Annotated in this window: 22 protein-coding genes and 1 tRNA gene; 17 read left to right on the plus strand and 6 right to left on the minus strand. The window is 65.0% G+C overall.

Annotated features, from left to right (window positions below; translation table 11 throughout):
- Positions 1–109 precede the first annotated feature (109 nt).
- The 5 genes from rimP (at position 110) to GVL61_RS20930 (ending at position 6,878) form a co-directional block, all read left to right on the plus strand.
- Positions 110–682, plus strand: a complete 573-nt coding sequence (rimP, locus tag GVL61_RS20910) for a ribosome maturation protein RimP (RefSeq protein WP_159982588.1) — start codon at positions 110–112, stop codon at positions 680–682.
- Positions 683–685: 3 nt separating this feature from the next.
- Positions 686–2,308, plus strand: a complete 1,623-nt coding sequence (gene nusA / locus GVL61_RS20915; RefSeq protein WP_159982589.1) for a transcription termination factor NusA — start codon at positions 686–688, stop codon at positions 2,306–2,308.
- Entirely contained in the window at positions 2,289–3,059 is a 771-nt protein-coding gene (locus GVL61_RS20920; RefSeq protein WP_043972033.1) for a DUF448 domain-containing protein, read from the plus strand. Before nusA ends, GVL61_RS20920 begins: the two co-directional genes overlap by 20 nt.
- Before the next feature lie 22 nt (positions 3,060–3,081).
- Complete coding sequence (gene infB, locus GVL61_RS20925; RefSeq protein ID WP_159982590.1) at positions 3,082–5,919, plus strand: translation initiation factor IF-2; 2,838 nt, start codon at positions 3,082–3,084, stop codon at positions 5,917–5,919.
- 425 nt (positions 5,920–6,344) lie between these two features.
- Entirely contained in the window at positions 6,345–6,878 is a 534-nt protein-coding gene (locus tag GVL61_RS20930) for a DUF1697 domain-containing protein (RefSeq protein ID WP_159982591.1), read from the plus strand.
- Positions 6,879–6,968: 90 nt separating this feature from the next.
- Here the strand turns inward: GVL61_RS20930 and GVL61_RS20935 are convergent, their stop codons facing one another.
- Positions 6,969–7,298, minus strand: coding sequence for an RcnB family protein (locus tag GVL61_RS20935; RefSeq protein ID WP_159982592.1), 330 nt, complete (start codon positions 7,296–7,298; stop codon positions 6,969–6,971).
- 110 nt (positions 7,299–7,408) lie between these two features.
- Here GVL61_RS20935 and rbfA point away from each other — a divergent pair, with 110 nt between their 5' ends.
- Both rbfA and GVL61_RS20945 read left to right on the plus strand, forming a co-directional pair.
- Positions 7,409–7,840, plus strand: coding sequence for a 30S ribosome-binding factor RbfA (gene rbfA / locus GVL61_RS20940; protein ID WP_159982593.1), 432 nt, complete (start codon positions 7,409–7,411; stop codon positions 7,838–7,840).
- 95 nt (positions 7,841–7,935) lie between these two features.
- On the plus strand, positions 7,936–8,673 hold the full coding sequence (locus GVL61_RS20945) for an alpha/beta fold hydrolase (RefSeq protein WP_159982594.1): 738 nt from the start codon (positions 7,936–7,938) through the stop codon (positions 8,671–8,673).
- 31 nt (positions 8,674–8,704) lie between these two features.
- Here GVL61_RS20945 and GVL61_RS20950 read toward each other — a convergent pair whose 3' ends face one another.
- Positions 8,705–10,426, minus strand: coding sequence for a DUF1963 domain-containing protein (locus GVL61_RS20950; protein ID WP_159982595.1), 1,722 nt, complete (start codon positions 10,424–10,426; stop codon positions 8,705–8,707).
- Positions 10,427–10,549: 123 nt separating this feature from the next.
- On the opposite strand from GVL61_RS20950, the gene GVL61_RS20955 reads away from it, so the two are divergent.
- The 5 genes from GVL61_RS20955 (at position 10,550) to pnp (ending at position 15,442) form a co-directional block, all read left to right on the plus strand.
- Positions 10,550–11,140 carry a thymidine kinase gene (locus GVL61_RS20955; protein ID WP_159982596.1) on the plus strand — a complete coding sequence of 197 codons (591 nt, stop codon included), beginning with the start codon at positions 10,550–10,552 and terminating at the stop codon, positions 11,138–11,140.
- A gap of 68 nt (positions 11,141–11,208) precedes the next feature.
- Positions 11,209–11,727 (plus strand): DUF2239 family protein, encoded by a 519-nt coding sequence (locus tag GVL61_RS20960; RefSeq protein WP_159982597.1) that lies wholly within the window; start codon positions 11,209–11,211, stop codon positions 11,725–11,727.
- Entirely contained in the window at positions 11,727–12,632 is a 906-nt protein-coding gene (gene truB / locus GVL61_RS20965; protein WP_159982598.1) for a tRNA pseudouridine(55) synthase TruB, read from the plus strand. Before GVL61_RS20960 ends, truB begins: the two co-directional genes overlap by 1 nt.
- A gap of 6 nt (positions 12,633–12,638) precedes the next feature.
- Positions 12,639–12,908 carry a 30S ribosomal protein S15 gene (rpsO, locus tag GVL61_RS20970; RefSeq protein ID WP_043972013.1) on the plus strand — a complete coding sequence of 90 codons (270 nt, stop codon included), beginning with the start codon at positions 12,639–12,641 and terminating at the stop codon, positions 12,906–12,908.
- 203 nt (positions 12,909–13,111) lie between these two features.
- Positions 13,112–15,442: a polyribonucleotide nucleotidyltransferase gene (pnp, locus tag GVL61_RS20975; RefSeq protein ID WP_159982599.1), complete on the plus strand. Its 2,331-nt coding sequence runs from the start codon at positions 13,112–13,114 to the stop codon at positions 15,440–15,442.
- Between the two features lie 289 nt (positions 15,443–15,731).
- Here pnp and GVL61_RS20980 read toward each other — a convergent pair whose 3' ends face one another.
- Positions 15,732–16,388: a peptidylprolyl isomerase gene (locus GVL61_RS20980; RefSeq protein ID WP_159982600.1), complete on the minus strand. Its 657-nt coding sequence runs from the start codon at positions 16,386–16,388 to the stop codon at positions 15,732–15,734.
- A 22-nt stretch (positions 16,389–16,410) separates the two neighbouring features.
- Complete coding sequence (locus GVL61_RS20985; RefSeq protein WP_159982601.1) at positions 16,411–17,133, minus strand: GcrA family cell cycle regulator; 723 nt, start codon at positions 17,131–17,133, stop codon at positions 16,411–16,413.
- 109 nt (positions 17,134–17,242) lie between these two features.
- On the opposite strand from GVL61_RS20985, the gene GVL61_RS20990 reads away from it, so the two are divergent.
- Entirely contained in the window at positions 17,243–18,148 is a 906-nt protein-coding gene (locus GVL61_RS20990; protein ID WP_159982602.1) for an ABC transporter permease, read from the plus strand.
- A gap of 125 nt (positions 18,149–18,273) precedes the next feature.
- Positions 18,274–20,472: a bifunctional diguanylate cyclase/phosphodiesterase gene (locus tag GVL61_RS20995; RefSeq protein ID WP_159982603.1), complete on the plus strand. Its 2,199-nt coding sequence runs from the start codon at positions 18,274–18,276 to the stop codon at positions 20,470–20,472.
- A 44-nt stretch (positions 20,473–20,516) separates the two neighbouring features.
- Here GVL61_RS20995 and hspQ read toward each other — a convergent pair whose 3' ends face one another.
- Positions 20,517–20,897 carry a heat shock protein HspQ gene (gene hspQ / locus GVL61_RS21000; protein WP_159982604.1) on the minus strand — a complete coding sequence of 127 codons (381 nt, stop codon included), beginning with the start codon at positions 20,895–20,897 and terminating at the stop codon, positions 20,517–20,519.
- A gap of 168 nt (positions 20,898–21,065) precedes the next feature.
- On the opposite strand from hspQ, the gene GVL61_RS21005 reads away from it, so the two are divergent.
- The 3 genes from GVL61_RS21005 (at position 21,066) to GVL61_RS21015 (ending at position 23,059) form a co-directional block, all read left to right on the plus strand.
- Positions 21,066–21,155 (plus strand) — tRNA-Ser (locus GVL61_RS21005).
- Positions 21,156–21,245: 90 nt separating this feature from the next.
- Complete coding sequence (locus GVL61_RS21010) at positions 21,246–22,769, plus strand: integrase arm-type DNA-binding domain-containing protein (protein ID WP_235037821.1); 1,524 nt, start codon at positions 21,246–21,248, stop codon at positions 22,767–22,769.
- A gap of 23 nt (positions 22,770–22,792) precedes the next feature.
- Positions 22,793–23,059, plus strand: coding sequence for a hypothetical protein (locus GVL61_RS21015; RefSeq protein WP_159982605.1), 267 nt, complete (start codon positions 22,793–22,795; stop codon positions 23,057–23,059).
- A gap of 32 nt (positions 23,060–23,091) precedes the next feature.
- Here GVL61_RS21015 and GVL61_RS21020 read toward each other — a convergent pair.
- On the minus strand, positions 23,092–24,865 hold a 1,774-nt coding region (locus GVL61_RS21020), incomplete at its 5' end, for a hypothetical protein (RefSeq protein ID WP_159982606.1).

Below are 24,865 nucleotides of genomic sequence, written 5' to 3' on the forward strand. Positions count from 1 at the left end.
CAACGATCGGGCTGGCGCCGGTAGGGGCCGGCGCGAAACCGCGTTGTGGCAGCCTTGGCATTTTCCGGTCCGCTCAGGCGGGCCGAGTGCAAGCAATTTGGAGTTTCGTTTGGTCGATATCGCGCGTCTTACCGAAGTGATCGAGCCGGAGGCCAACGCCCTGGGCTTCGATCTCGTGCGTGTGCGCGTCTTCGGCAAGAGCGAGGTCGGCGACGACGAGATCGCCCTGCAGATCATGGCTGAGAACCCGGCCACCGGGCAGCTCATCATCGAGGACTGCGTCAAGCTCTCGCACCGCATCTCCGACCGCATGGACGCGCTTGAGGAAGCGGGCGACGTGCTGATCGCCGAGGCTTACCGCCTCGAAGTCAGCTCGCCGGGTATCGACCGCCCGCTCACCCGCCCCAAGGACTACGCCAACTGGGCCGGTCACGAGTGCAAGGTGAGCCTGATCAATCCCGTCGAAGGCAACCGCAAGGGCCTCAACGGTGATCTGGTCGGCATCGAGGGTGAACCCGGCAGCGAGATCGTGACGGTGGCCGACAAGAAGTCCGGCACCGTCAGCTTCCCGCTGAGCGACATTCAATCGGCTCGGCTGATCCTTACGGACAAGCTGATCGCGGCAACCCGCCCGCTGGATACCAGCGGCGCTGACGAAATTCTTGAGGAACAGGAAGACTAAGCCATGGCCAGTGCGATTTCCGCCAACCGCGCCGAGCTTCTCGCGATCGCGAATTCCGTCGCGTCGGAGAAGATGATCGACAAGTCGATCGTCATCGAGGCGATGGAAGAAGCCATCCAGAAGTCGGCCCGCAACCGCTACGGCGCCGAGAACGACATCCGCGCGAAGCTCGATCCGCGCACCGGCGACTTGCGCCTGTGGCGCGTCGTCGAAGTGGTTGAGGAAGTTGAGGACTACTTCAAGCAGGTCGACCTCAAGCAGGCCGAAAAGCTCCAGAAGGGCGCAGCCCTGGGTGACTTCATCGTCGACCCGCTGCCCCCGGTGGACCTCGGCCGCATCGATGCGCAGTCCGCCAAGCAGGTGATCTTCCAGAAGGTCCGCGATGCCGAGCGTGACCGCCAGTACGAAGAGTTCAAGGACCGCGCCGGCGAAGTCATCACCGGCGTCATCAAGTCGGTCGAATTCGGCCACGTGATCGTCAACCTCGGCCGCGCCGAGGGCGTGATCCGCCGCGACCAGCAGATCCCGCGCGAAGCGGCCCGTGTCGGCGAGCGCGTGCGCGCGCTGGTCATGCGTGTCGAGCGCCAGAACCGTGGTCCGCAGATTTTCCTTTCCCGCGCTCACCCGGACTTCATGAAGAAGCTCTTCGCGCAGGAAGTCCCCGAAATCTACGACGGCGTGATCGAGATCAAGGCCGCCGCCCGCGATCCGGGCTCGCGCGCGAAGATCGGCGTGATCAGCAACGATCACTCGATCGACCCGGTCGGCGCCTGCGTCGGCATGAAGGGCAGCCGCGTCCAGGCCGTCGTGCAGGAGCTGCAGGGCGAGAAGATCGACATCATCCCCTGGAGCGAGGACACCGCGACTTTCGTCGTCAACGCGCTCCAGCCCGCGACCGTCAGCCGAGTCGTCATCGACGAGGAAGAAAGCCGCATCGAAGTCGTCGTGCCCGATGACCAGCTTTCGCTGGCGATCGGCCGCCGCGGCCAGAACGTGCGTCTGGCTTCGCAGCTGACCGGCTCGCAGATCGACATCATGACCGAGGCGGAATCCTCGGAGAAGCGCCAGAAGGAATTCGTCGAGCGCTCGAAGATGTTCGAGGAAGAGTTGGACGTCGACGAGACCCTTTCGCAGCTGCTGGTGGCCGAAGGCTTCAGCGAGCTGGAGGAAGTGGCCTATATCGACATCAACGAGCTGGCCGCGATCGAAGGCTTCGACGAGGAACTCGGCGAGGAACTGCAGAGCCGTGCGCAGGAAGCGCTTGAGCGCCGCGAGGAAGCGAGCCGTGAGGCCCGCCGTGGCCTTGGCGTAGAGGACGCGCTGGCGGAATTGCCGCACCTCACCGAAGCGATGCTGGTCGTGCTGGGTAAGGCGGGCATCAAGACGCTCGACGACCTGGCTGACCTCGCCACCGACGAGCTGATCGCCAAGAAGCGCACCGAGCAGCGTCGCCGCGACGGCACGGTGAACCGCCGCGCCGCACGCGACGAAGACAAGGGCGGCGTGCTCGGCGAGTACGGCCTGAACGAAGAACAGGGCAACGAAATCATCATGGCCGCGCGCGCGCACTGGTTCGACGAAGAGCCGCAAGCTGAGGAGGCCGCCGATGCGGATTCCTCGCAATGAGCGCGTAAGCTCCGACATCGATGGCAACGCGGCGGAGAGGACCTGTATCCTCTCCGGCGGGAAAGCTGCGCGGGACGCATTCGTCCGTCTGGCGATTTCGCCGGACGGCCTGGTGCTCCCGGACGTCCACGCGCGTGCCCCCGGGCGCGGCGCGTGGATCGGCGTTTCTCGCGATGCTCTTGAAATCGCGCTCTCGAAGGGCAAACTTAAGGGAGCGCTGGCGCGCGCCTATAAAGGCGCATCGCTATCCATTCCCGAAGACCTCGCCGACAGGATCGAAAACGCGCTGACGCGTTCGCTGACCGACCGGCTGGGGCTGGAACTCAAATCGGGCAGGCTGCTCATGGGCTCGGACCGCATCGCGCAGAATGCGCGTGAGGGCCGGGTCGAATGGCTTGCCCATGCCGCCGACGCCAGCGTCGACGGGTCGCGCAAGCTCGACCAGGCATGGCGGGTCGGGCGCGACGAAGAAGGATCGGGTCTCAGGGGCACGCGCTTGCCACTGGACCGGGAGGCGCTGTCTGTGGCATTGGGCCGCGACAACGTCGTACACTTGGCGCTGAATGATCGCGGGGCAGCGACGCGAGTCGCATCGCAGCTCCAGCGCCTACTGCATTTCCAGGGTAAGGTTTCGGGCGAAGACATCGCCATGGAAACCGGCAGCCGGGAAACCCCTCAAGGGGACTTGAGCGCGACCGACATGGATGATGGCAGCGGAGCGGCACCGGCCGCCTCCGTTACGACGAACTGACCGAAGGGCGAAGACGAGAATTATGAGCGAGACCGACAACAAACCGACCCTGGGCCGCAAGCCGCTTGGGCTTAAGCGCTCGGTGGAAGCGGGTGAGGTCAAGCAGACCTTCAGCCACGGCCGCACCAACAAGGTGGTGGTCGAGGTGAAGCGCCGCAAGGTGCTGGGCAAGCCGGGTGAAGGCGGCGTCGTCGAAGCTGCTGCTCCCGAGCCCGTGGCCGCTGCGCCCGCTCCGGCGCCTGCACCGCAGCGCCCGGCTCCGCCGCCGGTCGTGAAGCGCGCCGTGCCTTCCAACGAGACCCCGCAGGAGCGCGTTGCCCGCCTCCAGCGCGAGGCCGAGGAAGACCGTCTTTCGGTTCAGGAAGAGAACAACCGCCGCGACCAGGAAAACCGCGTCCGCGCGATCGAGGAAGAGAAGCGCCGCGTCGAAGACGCGCGCCGCGCCGAGCAGGAAGCTGCCGCCGCTGCGGCTGCTCCCGCCCCGGCCCCGGTCGTGGAGGCACCGGCTGAGCCGGCTGCTCCCGCTCCTGTCGCAGAGGCCGCTCCGGCACCTGTTGCCGAAGCCGCCGTACCCGCAGCCGAAGCGGCTCCCGCTCCGGTCGCCGCCGAAGCAGCGCCTGCTGCGCCGGCCGCACCCAAGGCGCCCGTCGCCAAGGCTGCCGAGCCTGCGCCCGTCGCTGCAGCGCCTGAGCCGACCCCGGTGCCCGCGCCGCGCGCGTTTACGCCGGTTGCCCGCCGTTTCACGCCGGTACAGCGTCCCGAACCGCGCAAGCCCGAGCCTGCCGCTGCCACGACCGCTGCGGCCGGCCTCACCGCCGCCGCCACGGGTTCGACTGCTACGGCGAGCGCCGGTGCAGGCACCGCTGCCAAGCGTCCCGACGCCAAGAAGGGCGCTGCTGCAGCGCCTGCGCGTCCGGCCCAGCCTGGCGAGCGCGGCAAGGGCGTCGGCGGCGATCGCCGCCAGTCCGGCAAGCTCACCGTCACCCGCGCCCTGAACGACGACGAGGGCGCCCGCGCCCGTTCGCTCGCCGCTCTGAAGCGTGCCCGTGAAAAGGAACGCCGCGGCAGCTACGGCGGCCGCCAGCAGCAGCGCGAGAAGCAGGTCCGCGACGTGGTCGTGCCTGATGCGATCACCGTCCAGGAACTCGCCAACCGTATGGCCGAGAAGGGCGCCGACCTCGTGAAGTCGCTCTTCAAGCTGGGCATGATGGTCACCGTCAACCAGACGATCGACCATGACACGGCGGAGCTGCTGGTCGAGGAATTCGGCCACAACATCCAGCGCGTCTCGGAAAGCGATGTCGACATCGACACCACGACCGACGTCGACGCCGAGGAAACGCTGAAGCCGCGCGCTCCGGTGGTCACCATCATGGGTCACGTCGATCACGGCAAGACCAGCCTTCTGGACGCCCTGCGCGGCACCGACGTGGTGCGCGGCGAGGCCGGCGGCATCACCCAGCACATGGGCGCCTACCAGATCAAGACCAAGGGCGGCGACCTCGTCACCTTCCTGGACACCCCGGGCCACGCCGCCTTCACGCAGATGCGTATGCGCGGTGCCAATGTCACGGACATCGTGGTGCTGGTGGTCGCGGCCGACGACGGCATCATGCCGCAGACGGTCGAGGCCATCAATCACACCAAGGCCGCAGGCGTGCCGATGATCGTCGCGATCAACAAGATCGACAAGCCCGAGGCCAACCCGCAGAAGGTGCGTGAGCGTCTGCTCGAGCACTCGATCGTGGTCGAGGACATGTCGGGTGACGTTCAGGACGTCGAGGTTTCGGCCAAGACCGGCAAGGGTCTGGACGAGCTGATCGAGAAGATCCTGCTCCAGGCCGAAGTCATGGAACTCAAGGCCAACCCCGACCGCGAGGCGGAAGCCACCGTGATCGAGGCCAAGCTCGACAAGGGCAAGGGCCCGCTGGCCAGCGTGCTGGTCAACCGCGGCACCCTTCGGGTCGGCGACATTCTCGTCGTCGGCACCGAGAGCGGCCGCGTCCGCGCCATGCTCGACGACAAGGGGCGTCAGGTGAAGGTGGCTCTGCCGTCGATGCCGGTCGAGGTCCTGGGCCTCAGCGGCGTGCCGATGGCAGGCGACATGCTCACCGTGGTCGAGAACGAGAGCCGCGCGCGTGAAGTCGCGGCCTACCGTCAGGAGCAGGCCACGGCCAAGCGCACCGCGACCGCGCCCGCCAATATCGAAACGATGTTTTCGGCGCTCGCCGCCAAGCAGAGCGTCATCGAATATCCGGTGGTCATCAAGGGCGACGTGCAGGGTTCGGTCGAGGCTATTAACGCCGCGCTCAACAACCTGTCGAACGACGAGATCAAGGTGCGTATCCTCAGCTCGGGCGTCGGTGCGATCACCGAATCCGACGTGACCCTGGCCTCGGCCAGCGGTGCGCCGATCGTGGGCTTCAACGTCCGCCCGAACGCCAAGGCGCGCGAGCAGCTCGAGAAGACCAAGACGCCGATGATGTACTACGACATCATCTATGAGCTGACGGCGGAAGTCGCCAAGCAGATGGCCGGCATCTGGGGCCCCGAGCGGATCGAAACCGTGGTTGGCCGCGCCGAGGTCAAGCAGGTCTTCCCGGCCGGCAAGAAGGACAAGGCAGCGGGTCTGCTCGTCACCGACGGGTACATCCGCAAGGGCATCAACGCCCGTCTTACGCGCCAGGATGTCATCGTCTCGAAGACGCTCATTCAGTCGCTGCGCCGCTTCAAGGACGATGTGGACGAAGTCCGCGGCGGTCTGGAGTGCGGTGTGGTCCTGGCCGACACCAACGACATCAAGCCGGGCGACATGCTCGAAGTGTTCGAAGTCACGGAGCGCGAGCGCACCGTCGGCTGAGCCTTCCAGGTTTGACGCGAACACAGCGGCCACTGCCCGGGGAAACCCGGCGGTGGCCGTTTTCTTAGATGCGTCGGATTTAGGCAAACCTGGTCCAACACGGATTAATCAATAAGTTCTTGTGCTTAATTCGTTCCGAGAACTTGCCGGCCATTTACTCGGCACGGGTGGCCGGGCTCATCGAGCCGGGCCGCAAGTGACCGGTGAGGAGGCTGGAACCTCGGCCTCCGATACGCGATCGGCCCGCATGCTGGAACATCCGGGCTTGGGCAGTGATGTGATAGTATCGACTGTAATATCGCTTTGATGCGGCCGCTCGGCGCATTTTCCAACACGGGCCGTTCGGACCACATCGTGCCTTGCCGCCGCCCGGGCGCGGTGGTGTAACAAATTTAATCCGTGGCCACCATTTACCGGAACTTCAGATGACCCGCTATTGCGCCTTCTTCGCTTCGATCAATGTCGGCGGCAACCGCCTGACGATGGCCGACCTGCGCTATGCCTTTGAGCGCGAGGAATTCGAGAATGTCGAAACCGTGGTGGCCAGCGGTAACGTCCTGTTCGATTTTGACGAGCGGCCGACCGATGGTCTGGAGGACCTGTTCGCCCACATGATGCGCGACCGCTTCGACCTGGAAACCTTCGCGGCGGTGCGCAACCGGGACGAGGTTCGTGCCGCAGTCGACGAGAATCCCTTCACCGGCATCGGGCAGGACCACTACGTCCATACCCTGTTCCTTGAACGGCAGGCCGAGCAGGCGGCTTTCGACAAGCTTGTGGCCGACCATGCGACGCGTGGGCCGGAGAAGATCGCGATGGGGCCGCGCTCGCTTTATGTCGATTTTGTCGACGGGGCCGGATCGTCCAAGCTCACCGGAGCCTTCATCGAACGGCGGCTGGGCTGCCGGGCCACCGCGCGCAACGTGCGGTCGCTGGCGCGTATTCTCGCGAAGATGTAAAAGGAAGGCGGCCGCTCGGCAGAGCGACCGCCTTCCATTGCCTGTCCTGCCGCGCCCGGGGCCACGGCATCAGGATCAGGCGCTTTGGTATTAGCGGAACATCCCGGTCGTGACGGCCGAGATGATCCCGCTGGTAATGCCGACGAGCAGGAGGTCATTGCCCGAACGCACATAGTGATAGCCGCGCGGCGGGGCCTTCACGTTGCGATATTTGCGATAGTCGACCTGCTGGTAGTTGCGGGCGCGGTTGCGGTCGAACTTCTCGCCCTTGCGGAAGGTCTTGTAGGTGACCTTCTTGGTCACGACCGTCTTGCTGGAGCGCTTGTCGTCATGGCGCATGGGCTGAGCTATCGCCGGCGCTGCGGCAAGGGTGGGGACAACCATGGCGGCTGCGATCAGGGCGGCGGTAAACTTCTTCATTAAGCACTCCTTTGACGGGTCGTTCCATTCCAGATAACGCCAAAGGGGCGGGAATGAGCCGTAATCAATTGTTGCAAATTGTAGCAACCGACGCACATGGACGCAGGAATATGGCACGTAATCAGAGCACACCCGAACAGCACTCCGTCCGCCTCCTCAAGGTGGGCGAACAGGTGCGCCACGTAATTTCCGAGATTCTGACGCGCCAGCAGGTCCACGACGTGACGCTGAGCACGCATACCGTCTCGGTCACGGAAGTGCGCATGACGCCCGATCTTCGCCATGCGGCCGTCTTCGTGAAACCCCTGCTGGGCGAGGACGAGGAAGTCGTGCTCAAGGCCCTGCGGACGAACACGGCCTACTTCCAGCGCGAGGTCGCCCAGCGGCTCAAGCTCAAGTTCGCCGCCAAGATCCAGTTCCGCGCCGACGAGACCTTCGACGAGGCGAGCCGCATCGATGCACTGCTGAGCGACCCGCGCGTGAAGCGCGACCTCGCCGCAGAGCCTGAAGCCGACCCGGAGTCCGAGCCCAAGGACGATTGATCCAGCACACCGCCGGGACGATCAGCAGGGCGGCCGGGCTTCCTGCGCCGCCATGACCCGCTACTCTGCTGCGCAAAGAGGCAGGGAGTTCGGATATGCGCCAGTTGGTGTTCCTTCATGGCGGCGGGCAGGGCGGCTGGGTCTGGGATGAGACTATCGCGGCGATCGCTCGTCAGTCCGGCGGCGCCGCACAGTGTCTGGCGCTAGACGCGCCCGGCTGCGGTGCGAAGCGCGGAGTGGATACGTCCGGCTATGCCTTCGCCGATACCACCCGCGAACTGATCTCCGACATCGCCGCCGCCGGATTTTCCGATGTCGTGCTCGTGGGCCATTCGCAGGCCGGGATGACCATACCGCACATGGTGGAACTGGCCCCGACGGGGCTCATCGGCAGACTGGTCTATGTCACCTGCTCGGCGCCGCTGGCGGGCCTGACTACACTGGAGCAGATGGGCCACGGCCCGCGCGGCTCCAGCCCCGAAGAGGTCGGCTATCCGCTGGGCGCCGATGCGACCATGGCGCAGCGCTACGCCGCCATGTTCTGCAACGACATGGACGAAACAGGCGCCGCCGCCTTTCTCGGTCGGCTGGGGGAGGACGGCTGGCCGGCGAGCGCCTATGCGTGGAGCGACTGGCGTTACGAGCACCCGCGGGCCATGCCGTCGCACTACGTCGTGGCGTTGCGCGACACCGCGCTTCCGGTGCTATGGCAGGAGCGTTTTGCCGACCGCCTCCATGCCCGCCGCATCAGCCGTATCGATGCCGGGCATCAGGTCATGAACACGCGTCCCGAGGCTCTGGCGGAAATCCTTCTGGCCGAGGCAATGGTCTGAAGAACCGGCCTGAAGAACTGACGCTGAAGGCTCAGTCGCTTTCGAAAGTCAGTGTCGCCGCGCGCCAGTTACCCACCGCCGCGTCCTCGGGGCTGATCCAGAACTGGTAGAGCCCGGCCTCGCTCCAGCACCATTCCATCATGTCGTCGTAGCCCAGTTGCAGCAGCAGGAGGTCGCTGCGTGGCTGACCGCGCGCGCCGAGGCGGCTGGCGGGCAGGCCGAACATCTGGTGCTGGTCCACGGGGGGCAGGCGGTAGTCGCGGTTGATGCGGGCCAGAACGTCTTCTGGCAGGGCGGCAAGGGTTTCGGGCGGGCCGGAGACCATGGCTCGCAGCGAAAGCGTGGCCAGTTGCGCCAGCGAGCCGGGCGCGTGATAGCGCACCAGTTCGCCGAAGCGTTCGTGCACTTCGGCCAGGATATCGGCGACGATGTCCAGTTCCGCCGGCTCAAGCTGTGCCCAGGGATCGCGCCCGGCGACGAACTGGTCCAGCGCCTGGACCATATCGGGAAGCGCCGCGGACTGCTCCTCCATAGCGCCCATTTCGTCGGCCAGATAATCCGCTGCTTCCTGCGCATGCTCGAGCGCGTCAGCCCCGGCCTGCGGATCGCGGCGCAACTGCTCGAAAACAGCGCGTTTCTGGTCGAGGGCGGCACGGTGGGCGGCCAGGGGGCGCGCGCAGGCGGCCAGCGCTTCGTGGAGCTGGTCGGCGAGGTGGTTCACCGAATGCCACCACAGCGCCTCAACCGGGGCGCCGACGCCGGCGGCGTAGAACGGGTGGTCGCGAAGCGGGGCTTGGCGATCAAGCTGCACGGCCATCGCCTGTTCGATCGCGGCTTCGCGTAAGGGATCGTGATAGTCGCGCAGGGCTTCGGGAAGGTCGAGCGCGAGCAGCTGGACCGGCCAGAACGGGAAGAACCAGCGGCTCAGGCGGCTTGCCTCGGCCGGGAAGGGGTAGCCGCCCTCATCGAAAGCTGGCGCCAGGTCATGCGGCGGATCGGTGAAGTCATGCGCGCCCTCGGGCACTGCGATAACCGCGCCGGCGCCGACGAAGAAGGCCAGCGAGCCGGTGCGCGGCAGCGGCGTGTCCGGGCAGGCGAAGGCCAGTTCGACAAGATCGATCTGCGCGATGAAGGGCAGGGGCACGCCGTCGGCTCCGCGCGGCCAGGCCGCGGCGCCAAGGCGGGGCAGGCCGCCAAGCCAGCTGCTGTCGGAGAACCAGTCGCGCTCGCGCTCACGGGGCTTGCGTATCAGGATGACCGGGGCAGGCAAAGCGCCCGCCGGTTCGGCGAACGGGGAAGCCGGGAACGGTGCAGGTGCTTCCGGCAGGGGCGCGAGGTCGGCAGGGGCTTCGCTGCCGGACAGGGCGCGGCGGCGCAAATTCGCGATGCGCGCATCGGTGCGTGTTTCGGACCATGCTTCGGGTTGGGCGTCTGGCCATGCCTCGGCGAGGCCGTCCGTTACCGGGGCGGCGGCGGGCAACGGCTCGGGCGTCCAGACGGGCGGGGCGCCGGGCTCGTCGTCGCTTCCCGTGACGTGCTCGCGGCCGCGAAGGGTAAGCGCGGCGACCAGCGCCAGCACCACGCCCAGCACCAGCAATGCCGGAATGACGTTGCCCTGCCCCAGCGCGGCGGCGATCCGTTCGGCGCCCGCGTCGAGAGGGGACAGCGCGCCGCCGAACGGCGCCAGCGCCACATAGAAGGCCACGGCCGCCGGCAGCGCGAAACATGCCATCACCGCGATCATTCTCTTCATGCCCACTCCCGCTTCATGCTCTCGGTACTCCTCCCGGTTCTGGAGTGTTAGGGGCAATCCAGCCGGGGAGAAGCCCATGTAAGACAGTGCGCGGTGTCCGGTGGGGTGTTATCCCCAGCGTCGATGGCCAAGCTCTACTTCTACTACGCCAGCATGAACGCAGGCAAATCCACGACGCTGCTACAAGCGGATTTCAATTACCGCGAGCGCGGTATGCGCACAATGCTGTGGACGGCGGCAATCGACGATCGCAGCGCCGATCTAGGCACCGGACATGCGATCGAAAGCCGCATCGGCCTGCACGCCGGGGCGCACCGCTTCGTCGCCGGCACCGACCTGTGCGAGCAGGTGCGGGCGGCCCACGCCGCACAGCCGCTCTCCTGCGTGCTCGTCGATGAGGCGCAGTTCCTCACGCCGCAGCAGGTGTGGCAATGCGCCGACATCGCCGACAAAGTGGGCATTCCCGTCCTGTGCTACGGCCTTCGCACCGATTTTCAGGGAGAGCTGTTCCCCGGCGCAGCGGTGCTGCTGGGCATTGCTGACAGCCTCGTCGAACTGAAGGCGGTGTGCCACTGCGGCCGCAAGGCCTCGATGAACCTGCGCGTCGACGAAACCGGCCGCGCTGTCAGCGAAGGTGCGCAGACCGAGATCGGCGGCAACGACCGCTATGTTGCCCTGTGTCGGCGTCATTTCAGCGAGGCGCTGGGGCGGTAGGTATTTTCATCCGGGTGTATTGACTGTTTAATCCGGGTAAATATAGCAGCGTCCCGAAAGGACGTCCGATGACCGTTACCGTATTCTACAAGGATGACGTGATCGCGAGAGGATCCCCCGGCGATTTCGCGGCAGCGCTGCGCGATCTTGGCCCGCTTGCCCGCAGCAGTGACCTGCTCGCTTTCGACGACGACACCGGCCGCCAGGTCGACCTCGACCTTGCAGAGCCCGCTGCACCGCGCCCGCGCGGCCGCCCGGCGCTGGGCGTCGAGGCGCGCGAGGTCACTTTGCTGCCCCGGCACTGGGAATGGCTGTCTGCGCAGCCCGGCGGTGCGTCCGTCACCTTGCGCAAGCTGGCCGAAGCGGCGATGCGCAGCGGCCGTAGCGAGCGCGAATGTCTCGACGCCGCCTGCCGTTTTCTCACCGTCATGGCGGGCGACCGCCCCGGCTATGAAGAGGCGACCCGCGCGCTCTATGCCGGGGATCGCGACAATTTCGATGCCCTGTGCGTGCTATGGCCCAGCGCCGTAGCCGAACATGCCCGCCGTCTGGCGTGGCCTAGGGACAGCCAGAGGGACGCTTTCTGATGCCGCACGGATGGATCATTCTCGACAAGCCCGTCGGTCTCGGCTCGACGCAGGCGGTGGCCGCCGTGAAGCGCAACCTGCGTGAGGCGGGCTATGGCAAGAAGACCAAGGTAGGCCACGGCGGCACGCTGGACCCGCTCGCCTCGGGAGTTCTGCCCATCGCGGTGGGCGAGGCGACCAAGTTGACCGGGCGGATGCTGGATGCGAGCAAGGCGTATCTTTTTACCGTCCGCTTCGGGACACAGACGGATACCCTTGATCTCGAAGGCAAGGTCATTGCCACCAGCGACGTCCAGCCCTCGAAAGGTGATGTGGAAGGCGTGCTTGCCCGCTTCACTGGCCCCATCGAGCAGGTGCCGCCTGCCTATTCGGCGCTCAAGGTCGATGGCGAGCGCGCCTATGATCTCGCGCGGGCCGGCGTGGATGTGGAGCTGAAGTCGCGCAGCGTTACCATCTACGAACTGCGGCTGAACGCCTTCGATGCACAGGAGGGCGCTACTCTCATGGCGAAAGTCTCCAAGGGCACGTATATACGCAGTCTGGCGCGCGATATCGCGCTGGCGCTGGGTTCCTGCGGCACGGTGACCATGCTGCGTCGCATCCAGGCTGGCCCGTTCGAAGCGTCTCAGGCGATTTTGCTGGACAAATTGAACGAGGTGGGTAAGGGCGCGCCTCTTGAGCAGATACTTTTGCCGCTGGAGGCGGGGCTGGACGACATCCCGGCCATCGACCTCGACCCGGAGCAGGCAAGGGCGGTCCGACAGGGCCGCGTTCTAACCGGAATGCCCCATGAAGATGGGCTGTACTGCGCGCGAGAGGGGATGATCCCTGTCGCACTGGTAGAGCTTTCGGACGGAAACGTCCGCGTTTCCAGGGGGTTTAATCTCATTGATGTCGCGGAGTGAATTGAAATGACGGTTACTGCTGAAAAGAAGCTGGACATCATCACGGACAACGCCCGCGCCACTGGCGACACGGGCAGCCCGGAAGTCCAGGTTGCGATCCTCACGGAGCGCATCAAGAACCTGACCGAGCACTTCAAGGCTCACCACAAGGATAACCACTCGCGTCGCGGTCTGCTGGCCATGGTCAACAAGCGCCGCTCGCTGCTGGATTATCTCAAGAAGAAGGATGTGGCGCGTTACAACTCGCTCATCCAGAAGCTGGGTCTGCGTAAGTAAGATCGAGTGACGGCCCGCTTCGGCGGGCCGTTTTGTATTTGTCGTCCAGGACGTGTATCCGGGCGGCGCAACTTCATTCGGGTGTCCTTCGCAATTCGGCGAGGAAACCCAGGGGCGACGAAAAAGCCCCGCACCGGACCGGGACGGTACCCCGGCAGTAAGCCCCGCCGCGCAATAGGGCCGGTGGGTCAAGGAATTCGAAAATGTTCGACGTACAGACCGTAAGCATGGAGTGGGGCGGTAAGACCCTCACCCTGGAAACCGGCCGCATCGCCCGCCAGGCAAACGGCGCAGTTCTCGCCACCTACGGCGAGACTGTGGTGCTTTGCGCGGTGACCGCCGCCAAGTCGGTGAAGGAAGGCCAGGACTTCTTCCCGCTGACCGTTCACTACCAGGAAAAGTTCTCGGCTGCCGGCCGCATCCCGGGCGGCTTCTTCAAGCGTGAGCGCGGCGCGACCGAAAAGGAAACGCTGACCAGCCGCCTGATCGACCGTCCGATCCGCCCGCTGTTCCCTGAAGGTTTCTACAACGAAATCAACGTCATCGCCCAGGTTCTGAGCTTTGACGGCGAAACCGAAGCCGACATCGTTGCGATGATCGCTGCTTCGGCCGCCCTGACGATCTCGGGCGTTCCCTTCATGGGCCCGATCGGCGCAGCACGCGTCGGCTACGTCGACGGCGCTTACACGCTGAACCCGAAGCAGGACGTCGCCCTCAAGGATGGCAGCCTCGATCTGGTCGTTGCCGCCACCGGCGACGCCGTGATGATGGTGGAATCGGAAGCCAAGGAACTGACCGAAGAGGTCATGCTGGGCGCCGTCGTGTTCGCGCATGACGAGATCAAGAAGGTCGTGAACCTCATCATCGACCTGGCCGAAAAGGCCGCCAAGGAGCCTTGGGACGTCGATCTGTCGGACAACACCGCCGACATCAAGGCGAAGCTCAAGAAGGCTGTCGGCAAGGACATCACCGCAGCCTACAAGCTGACCGACAAGTCGAAGCGCTCCGAGGCCCTGAACGCCGCGCGCGCCAAGGCCAAGGAAGCGTTCTCGGGCGAGACCCCGCAGACGCAGATGGTCGCCATCAAGACCATCAAGAAGCTGGAAGCCGAAATCGTTCGCGGTGCCATCCTCAAGGACGGCAAGCGCATCGACGGCCGCAAGCTCGACCAGGTTCGCCCGATCGAAGCGATCGTCGGCTTCCTGCCGCGTACCCACGGTTCGGCGCTGTTCACGCGCGGCGAAACGCAGTCGATCTGCACCACCACCCTTGGCACCAAGGAATCGGAGCAGATGATCGACGGCCTCGAAGGCCTGTCGTACTCGTCGTTCATGCTGCACTACAACTTCCCGCCCTACTCGGTCGGTGAAGTCGGCCGCTTCGGCGCTCCGGGTCGCCGCGAAGTCGGCCACGGCAAGCTGGCATGGCGCGCGCTGCACCCGGTGCTGCCCGCCAAGGAAGACTTCCCCTACACGATCCGCGTTCTCTCGGACATCACCGAGTCGAACGGTTCGTCCTCGATGGCTACCGTCTGCGGCGGTTCGCTCTCGATGATGGACGCCGGCGTGCCGCTGGTTCGCCCGGTTTCGGGCATCGCCATGGGCCTGATCCTCGAAGGCAAGGACTTTGCCGTCCTCTCGGACATCCTGGGCGACGAGGATCACCTCGGCGACATGGACTTCAAGGTGGCTGGTACGGAAGTCGGCATCACCACGATGCAGATGGACATCAAGATCGCGGGCATCACGCGCGAGATCATGGGCAAGGCGCTCGAGCAGGCCAAGGCCGGCCGCGCGCACATCCTGGGTGAAATGACCAAGGCTCTCGGTTCCTCGCGTACCGAACTGTCGGCGCACGCACCGCGCATCGAGACGATCCAGATCGACAAGTCGAAGATCCGTGACGTCATCGGCACCGGCGGCAAGGTCATCCGCGAGATCGTCGCCGAGACCGGCGCCAAGGTCGACATCGACGACGAGGGGATCATCAAGATCTCGTCCTCCGACACCGCGCAGATCGAGGCCGCCAAGAAGTGGATCCTCGGCATCGTGGAAGAAGCGGAAGTCGGCAAGGTCTACCAAGGCAAGGTCGTCAACATCGTCGACTTCGGCGCTTTCGTGAACTTCATGGGCGGCAAGGACGGTCTCGTCCACGTGTCCGAAATGAAGAACGAGCGCGTTGAGAAGCCGACCGACGTCGTGAAGGAAGGCCAGGCGGTTTACGTCAAGGTCCTCGAGATCGACCCGCGCGGCAAGGTTCGCCTGTCGATGCGCGTCGTCGACCAGGAAACCGGCGCCGAGCTGGAAGACACCCGTCCGGCCCGCGAACCGCGTGAAGGCGGCGATCGTGGTCCGCGCAGCGGTGGCGGCGATCGCGGCGGTGACCGTCGTGGTCCGCGCCGTGATGGCGGCGGTGATCGCGGCCCTCGCGGCGGCGGTGATCGTGGTCCCCGCGGTGGCGGCGATCGCGGTCCGCGCGGCGGCAGCGAAGGCGGCAACCCGGATCACCTGCCGGCCTTCCTCAAGGAAGACTGATAGGGTCCGGTTCCGCTAGGAAACAAAAAAGGGTCGCGCGAAAGCGCGGCCCTTTTTTCGTTTGGGCTGAGTGGATTGGGTGAGAAACGCGCCCTAGGCGGGGTTTTGAAGTTTCATCGCCATTCCGGCGAAAGCTGGGGCCGCATGGCGCACGCACATCAGCACGGGCGCGGTCCTTTCGGGCGCCTTGTCCAACCGATAGCGGTTCCAGCCTTCGCAGGGATGACGATAGAGCGGGGCGGCGCCGATCAACTATCGAGGCCAGCGGTAGTGGAGATAGCCGTGAGGTCTAGTTGCCCGCAGGCGCCTTGGTGCGGCGGGCAGTCACGATCTTCACCTCGTTCTCGAGGATCTGGCCCTTCATCACGCCCAGGCCCTTGGTGGGGGAGAGCGGGGCGTTCCAGATCTTCCTGACGACGTCCATGCCCGAGACGACATGGCCGAACGCGGCGAAGCCGGCGCCGGGGTCCTTGCCCTGATTGCCTTCGTCGGCGTTGAGCGAGGTCATATCGGTGAGCAGGATCAGGAAGTCGGCGGTCGCGCTGCCGGGGGCGAAGCGAGCCATGGAGACGGTGCCGGCGACATGTTTGATGCCGGTCTTGCTGGTCGGCTCATGCGCGACCGGCGGCAGCAGCTTCGCGGCGTCACGTACGCCGCCCTGCAGCAGGCCCTGTTCGTGGTCGTAGTCGAAATGCATGGCCCGGTAGAACACGGCGCCGTCCATCTTCTTCGAATCGACGTACTTGAGGAAATTGGCCGTGGTCAGCGGGGCGTGAGTCTTGTCCAGGGCGAGCGTGACGACGCCTTGCGGCATCGTCAGCGCGACATAGACATATTCGGTCGGCACCGGCGCCGGAGCAGCTGTCGGTGCGGCAGGAGCCACAGCATCCTGCGCCGCTGCGGGCGAGAGCGAAAGTACCAGCGGTGCGCAAAGCACCGCGAGCATCGACCTGCGCCCGCTCACGATCTTAGCGGACCCGCGGACCGCCGAAGGGCAGCGGCGGGGGCGCACGGCGGGCACCGCGCGGGAGCTGCGCCTGGTAGGCACGGCCGCAGTGATCGACGCAGTACGGGAAACCGGGGTTCACCTTATCGCCGCAGAAATGGAAGTCGGGCTCGCCCGGGTGGCCCATCGGCCAGCGGCAGACGCGGTCGTTGAGGTCGAGCAGGCTAGTCTTGCCGGCGATCTCGGCGCTGGGCTTGGCCGGGATCAGGCGGCGCGGCGGGGCGGGCGGGATCGGCTGCTGCTGATCGCCGGGACCCTGGCGCAGGAAGCCACCGGGGCCGACGGAGACGACGCGAGGACGGTCCGAAACCGGCGCAGGGGCATCGCCGGCAGCAGGCGCGGCGGCGGGCTCAGCGGCGCGCGGTGCGGGCGACTCGGGAGGGGCAGGCGGTGCGGCACGCTGGAAAGAGGGCGCGGCGGGAGTTTCTGCCTGCGGCTCCGCAGCACGGGGCGGCGTCGGCGCGGCTTCGACCGGCTTGACCTTCTTGGGTGCGGCCGGACGCGGCGCGGCAGGCTTGTCATTCGCCTTCACGGGGGAAGGACGCGCCTTCAGGTCGAGGCGATGGGCCTTGCCGATCACCGCGTTGCGGCTGACACCGCCGAGTTCTTCCGCGATCTGGCTGGCGGTTGCGCCGCCTTCCCACATCTTGGTCAGCTTCTCGATCCGCTCGTCCGTCCAGCTCATTCCAGTTCCATCATTCAAGAGGACCGTTCTCAAGGATTGCTCCCGGGAATCGGTCCAGATACCTAGGCGCCGCTTGCCTCGGAAGCGATCAGCCGATAGTCGCCGGTCCATGGCCGATCAACCACATTCGACTGAGCTGCCGGATACCGCCGGGATTCTTGATCCCCGTGGCAATCCGGCCCTATCGCTTCCTGGCCGGTTTCCGGCAAAGGGAGAGCCCGTGATCCACCAGGTGAACTGGGTTGGGCTCAAGACGCTCTATATGAAGGAGGTTCGCCGCTTCTTCAAGGTCCAGACCCAGACGATCTGGGCACCGGCGATCACCACGATGCTGTTTCTGGTGATCTTCACGGTCGCATTGGGTCGCGGCGGGCGCGAAGTGCTGGGCGTGAATTTCGCGACGTTCGTGGCGCCGGGCCTGATCGTCATGGGCATGATGCAGAACGCCTTCGCCAATTCCAGCTTCTCGTTCCTCGCCGGCAAGATCCAGGGCACGATCATCGACTTCCTGATGCCGCCGCTCACAGAGGGCGAGCTGATGCTGGCGATCGTTGCCGCCGCCGTCACCCGCGCGGTGCTGGTGGGGCTGGCGCTGACCGGCGCGATGCTGCTGTGGCCGGGCGTTGACCTGTCCATGGCGCACCCCTGGGCGGTCCTTTGGTTCGGCCTGTGTGGATCGGTGTTCCTGGCGTTGCTGGGCTTCCTCTCGTCGATCTGGGCGGAAAAGTTCGATCACAACGCCGCCGTGACCAATTTCGTCATCGCCCCGCTCTCGCTATTGTCGGGCACATTCTACGTGATCGACAACCTGGCCCCGGCTTTTCAGGCGATCAGCCGTGCCAACCCGTTTTTCTATGTAATTTCGGGCTTCCGCTTCGGCTTCCTCGGCCAGAGCGACATTGGCGATACCAACATGGCGGTGCTTCACAGCGCGCTGGGGCTCGGCGTGCTCGACGCGGCCCTTGCTGGCGTGGTATTTCTGGTGCTGCGGTCAGGTTGGAAGTTAAAGGGTTAAGTAATCCGCCTAAGTGAAAAAACCCGAGTATATACGCGTCGTTAACGGAAATTTATTCGCTCTGGTGCAGGCCAAGGGGTGTGCCGTCAAGCAAGGTCTCAAGCGAAAACCGTAATAAGACTGTCGTGCGTTTCACCGCGCCGATCGTCGTGGCGGCGCTTTGCATCGGCGTACTGATCCTAGGCCTGCTCTACTGGTCCGGCCGCGAGGTGGACCGCATCGCCCGTGAGCGCGACCGCGCCGTGGTGTCGCTGGTGCTGTCGCAAGGGGTGGAGCGGGTCGCCCATGCCCAGGAATCCTCCACCGTATGGGACGAGGCGGTGCGCCAGGTGCGCAAGGTCCCGCTCGACATGGGCTGGATGGATCTCAATCTGGGCACCTGGTTCCAGGGCTATGCCGGCATCGACGAGGTTTATATCCTCGATCCGCACAATCGCCCGATCTACGCGATGCGTGAAGGCAAGCGCACGAGACCCGAAAGCTATATCGCGGTCGAGGGCGTGGCCGATCCGCTGGTAGTCAGGCTACGCGCCACGCGTACCGTCCAGAAGCGCAATAATGCCCGCTCCGCCATGCTCTCGGCCGGGCAGGGGGATTTCGCCGTTGTGCGGGGCCGGCCTTCGATCATCAGTCTCAAGCCCATCGTCAGTGATAGCGGGGATCTGCCGCAGGCGCCCGGCACCGAGGCGGTGCACATCGCCGTGCTTTACCTCGACGATAGCGTATTCACTCGGGTCGGCAGGCAGTACGGGCTGAACGATGCGCACTATGCCATCGCGCCGGACAGCGATACCAGCACTCGCTCGGCGGCGCTGCACAACCGGCAGGGGGGCACGATCGGCTACCTCGTTTGGAAGCCCTTCGCGCCGGGAAGTCAGGTAACGGCGGCGCTGGGGCCGATGCTGCTGCTGGTGCTGCTGCTGTCGACCGTGGTGATCTACGTCCTCGCCAGCCGCCTTGCCAGGCGGACCATCGACCTTGAGGAAAGCCGCCTTCATGCCCAGCACCGGGCCATGCATGACGAACTCACCGGACTGGGTAACCGCGCCATGTTCGAGCAGCGCCTGGACGAGGCACTGTCGCGCTCGCGTAGGCACAAATCGCTGCTGGCGCTGCTCTATATCGATCTCGACCGCTTCAAACAGGTCAACGACACGCTGGGCCACCCCGCCGGTGACGCGCTGATCCGGCAGGTCGCCCGGCGGCTCGTCGCGGAAGTGCGCGGCTACGACCTTGTCGCCCGGCTGGGCGGCGACGAATTCGCGATCCTGATCAGCGAGCCCGAGGACCGGCAGGCGGTCGAACGCATCTGCGCGCGCGTTGTCGCCGCGTTGGAGCGCCCGTTCGACCTGTCGGGCTCGCAGGCCTTCATTGGCGCAAGTGTCGGCGTCGCCCTTGCCCCGGAACACGGCGTCGACCGCACCGAGCTGATTCGCAAGGCCGACATCGCCCTGTACAAAGCGAAGAACGAGGGGCGCAGCCGCTTCCTGTTCTTCACCCCCGTCATGGATGTGGACGTGCGCTCGCGCGAGGAGAGCTACCGCGAACTGCGCCTCGCCCTTGTCGATTGCGACCGGCAGCTGCGGGTCCACTACCAGCCGATCTATGCGATGGACGGTGGGCGGATGGTCGGGGTGGAGGCGTTGCTGCGCTGGCAGCACCCTGAGCAAGGCCTCGTCGGCCCGGCCGACTTCATTCGCTCGGCGGAAGAGTCCGGCCTCATCGAGGTGGTCGGAGAATGGGTGCTGCGCCGGGCGATCCGGGACGCGCGGGCCTGGCCGGGGCTTCGCATCGCGGTCAATGTCTCGCCGATTCAGCTGCGCAGCCGCAAGTTCGTCGAGACAGTAAGCCAGGTGCTGGCCGAAAGCGGCATCTCCCCCGAACGGCTGGAACTGGAAATGACCGAGACCGCGCTGATGGCGGCCTCGGGTGATGTGGCCCGCTCGTTGTCGGACCTGCGCCGCCTTGGCGTCGCCTGCGCGCTGGATGACTTCGGCACGGGCTATTCCTCTCTCAGCCACATCCGCGACTTCGCGGTGGACCGGATCAAGATCGACCGCTCCTTCGTCAACGCCGTCGCCACTGTGCCTGGGGCGGCGCTGGTGGAGGCGATCGTCAGCCTGGCCCGTGCCAACGGCCTGCGCCTGACCGCCGAGGGCGTCGAGGCGCAGGAGCAGTATGCGTTCCTGAAAAGGGTCGGTTGTCACGAAGTGCAGGGCTACCTGCTCTCGCGTCCGGTGCCGGCCGGGGAGGTTTCGAGCCTGCTGCGAGCGCCAAGGCCCACAGGCGAAGGCATCGGCCTGCAGACTGCGCCGCCGCTATAGGATCGGACGATTCCGGCTGGCGCGCGCTGCCGGAGAACACCGTATCAGTGCGCGAGGCCGTGTCGCAGCGCGTAATGCCCGTCGTTATAATCCTCGAACATCTGCGAAAGCGAAGGGTGGTCTACCGGCCCGCCTTCGGCATCTTCGGTCAGGTTCTGCTGGCTGACGTAGGCAACGTAGCTTGATTCCTCGTTTTCGGCGAGGAGGTGGTAGAAGGGCTGGTCGCGGACCGGCCGCACCTCAAGAGGGATCGACTCGTACCATTCATCGCTGTTGGCGAATACGGGATCGATGTCGAAAACGACGCCGCGAAAGTCATGCAGCTTGTGGCGAACCACGTCGCCGATCGCGAATCGCGCCCGTGTCTGCCGTGGTGCGTCGATGACGCGTCCGGCCTGAGGGGAATAGAAGGACGCCCTGTTCATGCACTCGATATAGGTTTTGCAGCGGGGTGAAACAAGCGGGTGAAATGGAGGATGAACCACTCATTCCCGAAAAAGTGAAATTCGGGGCTTGGCAAGCTCGATCAAGTGGGCTAGCGGCGCACTTCGCTTGACCCGGTGGGGCTTCCCCACTGTAGCACGATCTCTAGCGGAGAGGTGGCAGAGTGGTCGAATGCGCTGCACTCGAAATGCAGTGTACGGGAAACCGTACCGTGGGTTCGAATCCCACCCTCTCCGCCAAGATCGCATGACCATACGGGCACAGGCGTGCCAGAACCCTTGAAAATCAGCGCTTTTTGAGCCATACCCAAGGGGTCATGGTGCCGGGTTGTGCATAGGCGTGCACTCGTCGCCATGGTATTCGACATGGTATCGGGCCTGTCGATCCATGGTATCGGGTTCATGCTCAACGACGCTAAGGTGAAAGCGGCCAAGCCGCGCGACAAAGCCTACAAGATCGCGGATTCGGGATCGCTCTATCTGAACGTCAGCACGACCGGCGTTCGATCCTGGCGCATGAACTATACCTTCGGCCGGAACCCCGCCGGCAAGCCCCAGCAAAAGACCCAGACCTTCGGAACCTACCCAGCGATGACGCTGGTGCAGGCCCGCGCCAAACGCGACGAAGCGAAGGCCATGCTGGGCGAAGGGCGAGACCCGGCCGTCGAGAAGGTCGTCGCGGCCAAGGCCCGCGCGATGGAAGCCGAGAACACGTTCCGGACTGTTGCCGAGCGCTGGTTCGAACTCAGCAGCGGTTGGTCGCTGGAGAAGCTCAACGCCTATCGCGAGGAGCGGGACGGCAAGTTCTCGCACCGAACCGCTCGCCACTGGACCGTCAGCCACGCGCCCTGGTCTTCTGTCCATAGCGCCGATGTTCTGATGAGCCTTGAGCGCGACATCTACCCTGAGATCGGCAATCTGCCGATCACGGCCATCAAGGCGCCCAAACTGCTCGACGTCCTGCAGAAGGTGGAGAAGCGTGGCGCGATAGAGACTGCCCAGCGCCTGCGCCAGCGGTGCGAAGGCGTGTTCGCATACGGCATCGGCGTCGGGCTGTGCGAGGCGAACCCGGCGGCCGGCCTGCGCGCCAACCTGAAGGACCGGCCCAAGGCGCGAAAGCAGCCCTCGATCATCGACGGCAAGCGCACGGTCGAGGACCAGATCGTCGCGGTGCGCCAGATGCTGGTCGACTGCGAGGCCGAGCGGTGCCGGGCGTCGACCAAGTTCGCGCTGCGGTTCATCGCCCTGACGGCGGCGCGGCCCAACGAGGTGCACGGCGCACGCTGGGACGAACTGCACGACCTCGACGGCGCTGATCCGCGCTGGGTGATCCCCGCTGCCCGAATGAAGGGCGACGAGGATCGCAAAACCGAGGAGGACGGCGATCACATCGTTCCGCTCTCGCGCCAGGCGTTGGACGTGCTCGACGCCGCCCGGCAGGTGACCGGCGGTTTCCCGCTGATCTTCCCCAGCGAGCGCAACCCCTTCAAGCCGATGTCCGAGAACACGCTACGCGCGCTGCTGATTCGGGGCGGGTATGGCGGCCGGCATGTACCTCACGGCTTCCGCGCTGCCTTCTCGACGATCATGAACGAGCGCGCCGATCGCGGCTGGCGCGCGACAGGCCACTCGGGGGCGTCGCCGGATCGCGCGATCATCGACCTGATGCTGGCCCACGTCCAAGGGAACAAGGTCGAGGGCGCCTACAACCGCGCATCCTACCTCGACCGCCGGCGCGAGCTGGCCGAGGAGTGGGCGGAACTCATCGTCGGCGACTTCTGGTCGCCCGAAATCCACCTGGGCCAGCCTATGCGGCATGCCGCGAACGGGCCGGTGCGCGGGGTGGATCGTTAAGATTTGAGGCCTAAGGCTGCGCTATGAATATGATGGCCATCCTTGCTCTCACCGCCGCTGCCAGCAATTTTTTGCCGGTCCAGCAAAAGCTGGATCAAATCGATCGCACTTTCATCTGCCCCGAGGACTTGCCGAGCGACGAGGCCCGCGACGCCGCGATGAATTTGTTTGTTGAGCAAGTGCGCTCGCTCGACCCGAGTGCGACAGTCGCCAATTTGGTCGCATATCGGTACTCGCTGCTTGTGAAGCATCAGTGCGTGAAGACCCTTGATATCATGAAGCGCAATTAGGGCTTGAGCCGGGCGCTGGCCCGGCCCAGCTCCTAGCTTTCGTGGCTGCCCAGGTCCAATTCGTCGAGCATCGCCTCGGTGGTGTCGTCGATGATCGTGTCTGTGAGGAAGTCCCACTTCTCATTCGCTGAACCGGAGCGGCTGTAGTCGGGAGCCTGCCGCATCCGGCCGCCGCCGTCAGCCCAGTAGGCTTTGACGAACACCACGTAGAGGATTCGGTTTGCCCATACTCGAAAGCGTTCCTCGATTGGCCGTTCGTCAAAGTCTCGCTTGAAGGTGTGCCGGGCGCGCCAGAGCGTCAGAATGCCATCATGCAGGAGATCGTCCTTCGAGCGCGTCGCAAGGCGTTTGGCGTAGCGGTCAGCGTGATCACGCAGATACGGCGTCACAATGTCGATCAGCGCGCTATATTCGTCCTCCGCAACCTCATACGTCCGGACCACGTTGGCGGGTTTTGCCTCCCTGTCGCGCATCGCCTCCTTGCGCTGGGCACGCTCGTCTGGCGTCAGTGCCTTGCGCATCTGAAGGACTGATAGCTCGGCGACATCGAGGTCGCGCACGATGTCGGGGAGGTGATTGCCCTCTAGGAGGGAGAGCCGGACCCGGCGCTTGCCGATCGCCGTGAGCCCGCCGCCCCGCCATGTCTTCCGGCGCTTCAGAGTGAATTTGCAGCAGTATTGATGCCCTAGCATCTTGCCGCAGCCGCAGGTCACCCCCAGTTCGAACATCTCCTGCCTGTAGGCTTTTGTCGCAATAAGAACATTCCCATGGGCAAAGCCCATAGCTTTGCCGATCTCGTGCGCGGAATGCCCGGCGAGGAACCGATCTTCCATCTGGCGACGGTGACGGTCGGTGATCTCCCCTTTTCGGGCGGTCCTACTGGATTTTGCGATTACAGCGCATAGGCGAGGATGACCGATTGGCTTTCCGCACCCGCATGTCACCCCGCTTTCCGTGAGGCCTTGGCGAATGCCCAAGCTGGCGCGCTGAATGGTGGTGTGATTGAAGCCCAACTGCTTGGCAAGTTGGCGCATCGAGATGCCGGATCGCAAACCTTCCTCGATTCGCAGCAGATGGCGTTTAGTGATCGGTCGCGCGGCCTTTCTCGGTACCGCCATCCCCGAGGGTTTAAGTTTCGCCGACGACCGAACTCCACGCGACCTTGCCGGTCGTACCGAAGCCGAATGGTCGAGAACGGCAGTCGTGCTGATGCCCAGGGCATGCGCAACGTCGGCAATGCGTTCTCCGGCTCTCACGCGGCTAATTATCTCGTCGTGTTCGCTATCCGAGACATGCAAGTAATTCCGCACTTTCAAGCCCAAGCGGGCGCGGACATAGCTTACCCAAGCCGATGTTCTGCCCATCGCCTCCCCGATTTGACGGTGCGTTTCACCAGCCGCCAGCCTGCGCCGCACCTCTTCTGCCTCGATCGGGTCTCCACTGGGCCGCGCGAAGCGTGAATCCTGCGGCGAGCCCTCGCCGTAGGCAATAATTGCCTTGCCGATCTTCGCACATCGCTCCTTGGCGACGTAATTGGACAGTTGAAGGGCCTCGGCAATTTCCTCTGGCCGTTCGCCGTTGACGAGGCGACGTGCAACCTCGCGGTCCCGCTCAGAGCGTTTCGCTTTGAGTAGATCAGACCCCCACAGTATATTCTGCCGGTTGGCGACGCGGCGGCATAGTTGCGATGCCCAGCCTCCGCCAATGCAAAGCGCCTCAGCGATGGTCGCTACGCTTTCCCTGGCTTTCATTCGCCGTGCGATCTCGGCGTTTCGATCGCTATAAAAAGCTCGGCCCTTGAACGGC

The sequence above is a fragment of the Novosphingobium sp. 18050 genome (genome assembly GCF_902706195.1).
GTDB lineage: Bacteria > Pseudomonadota > Alphaproteobacteria > Sphingomonadales > Sphingomonadaceae > Novosphingobium.

What these genes read in the sequence shown, in the direction of transcription:
- nusA (WP_159982589.1), top strand. Translation starts at nt 686, where the DNA reads ATGGCCAGTGCGATTTCCGCCAACCGCGCCGAGCTTCTCGCGATCGCG.
- GVL61_RS20920 (WP_043972033.1), top strand. Translation starts at nt 2,289, where the DNA reads ATGCGGATTCCTCGCAATGAGCGCGTAAGCTCCGACATCGATGGCAAC.
- infB (WP_159982590.1), top strand. Translation starts at nt 3,082, where the DNA reads ATGAGCGAGACCGACAACAAACCGACCCTGGGCCGCAAGCCGCTTGGG.
- GVL61_RS20930 (WP_159982591.1), top strand. Translation starts at nt 6,345, where the DNA reads ATGACCCGCTATTGCGCCTTCTTCGCTTCGATCAATGTCGGCGGCAAC.
- GVL61_RS20935 (WP_159982592.1), bottom strand. Translation starts at nt 7,298, where the DNA reads ATGAAGAAGTTTACCGCCGCCCTGATCGCAGCCGCCATGGTTGTCCCC.
- rbfA (WP_159982593.1), top strand. Translation starts at nt 7,409, where the DNA reads ATGGCACGTAATCAGAGCACACCCGAACAGCACTCCGTCCGCCTCCTC.
- GVL61_RS20945 (WP_159982594.1), top strand. Translation starts at nt 7,936, where the DNA reads ATGCGCCAGTTGGTGTTCCTTCATGGCGGCGGGCAGGGCGGCTGGGTC.
- GVL61_RS20950 (WP_159982595.1), bottom strand. Translation starts at nt 10,426, where the DNA reads ATGAAGAGAATGATCGCGGTGATGGCATGTTTCGCGCTGCCGGCGGCC.
- GVL61_RS20955 (WP_159982596.1), top strand. Translation starts at nt 10,550, where the DNA reads ATGGCCAAGCTCTACTTCTACTACGCCAGCATGAACGCAGGCAAATCC.
- GVL61_RS20960 (WP_159982597.1), top strand. Translation starts at nt 11,209, where the DNA reads ATGACCGTTACCGTATTCTACAAGGATGACGTGATCGCGAGAGGATCC.
- truB (WP_159982598.1), top strand. Translation starts at nt 11,727, where the DNA reads ATGCCGCACGGATGGATCATTCTCGACAAGCCCGTCGGTCTCGGCTCG.
- rpsO (WP_043972013.1), top strand. Translation starts at nt 12,639, where the DNA reads ATGACGGTTACTGCTGAAAAGAAGCTGGACATCATCACGGACAACGCC.
- pnp (WP_159982599.1), top strand. Translation starts at nt 13,112, where the DNA reads ATGTTCGACGTACAGACCGTAAGCATGGAGTGGGGCGGTAAGACCCTC.
- GVL61_RS20980 (WP_159982600.1), bottom strand. Translation starts at nt 16,388, where the DNA reads ATGCTCGCGGTGCTTTGCGCACCGCTGGTACTTTCGCTCTCGCCCGCA.
- GVL61_RS20985 (WP_159982601.1), bottom strand. Translation starts at nt 17,133, where the DNA reads ATGAGCTGGACGGACGAGCGGATCGAGAAGCTGACCAAGATGTGGGAA.
- GVL61_RS20990 (WP_159982602.1), top strand. Translation starts at nt 17,243, where the DNA reads ATGGCCGATCAACCACATTCGACTGAGCTGCCGGATACCGCCGGGATT.
- hspQ (WP_159982604.1), bottom strand. Translation starts at nt 20,897, where the DNA reads ATGAACAGGGCGTCCTTCTATTCCCCTCAGGCCGGACGCGTCATCGAC.
- GVL61_RS21015 (WP_159982605.1), top strand. Translation starts at nt 22,793, where the DNA reads ATGAATATGATGGCCATCCTTGCTCTCACCGCCGCTGCCAGCAATTTT.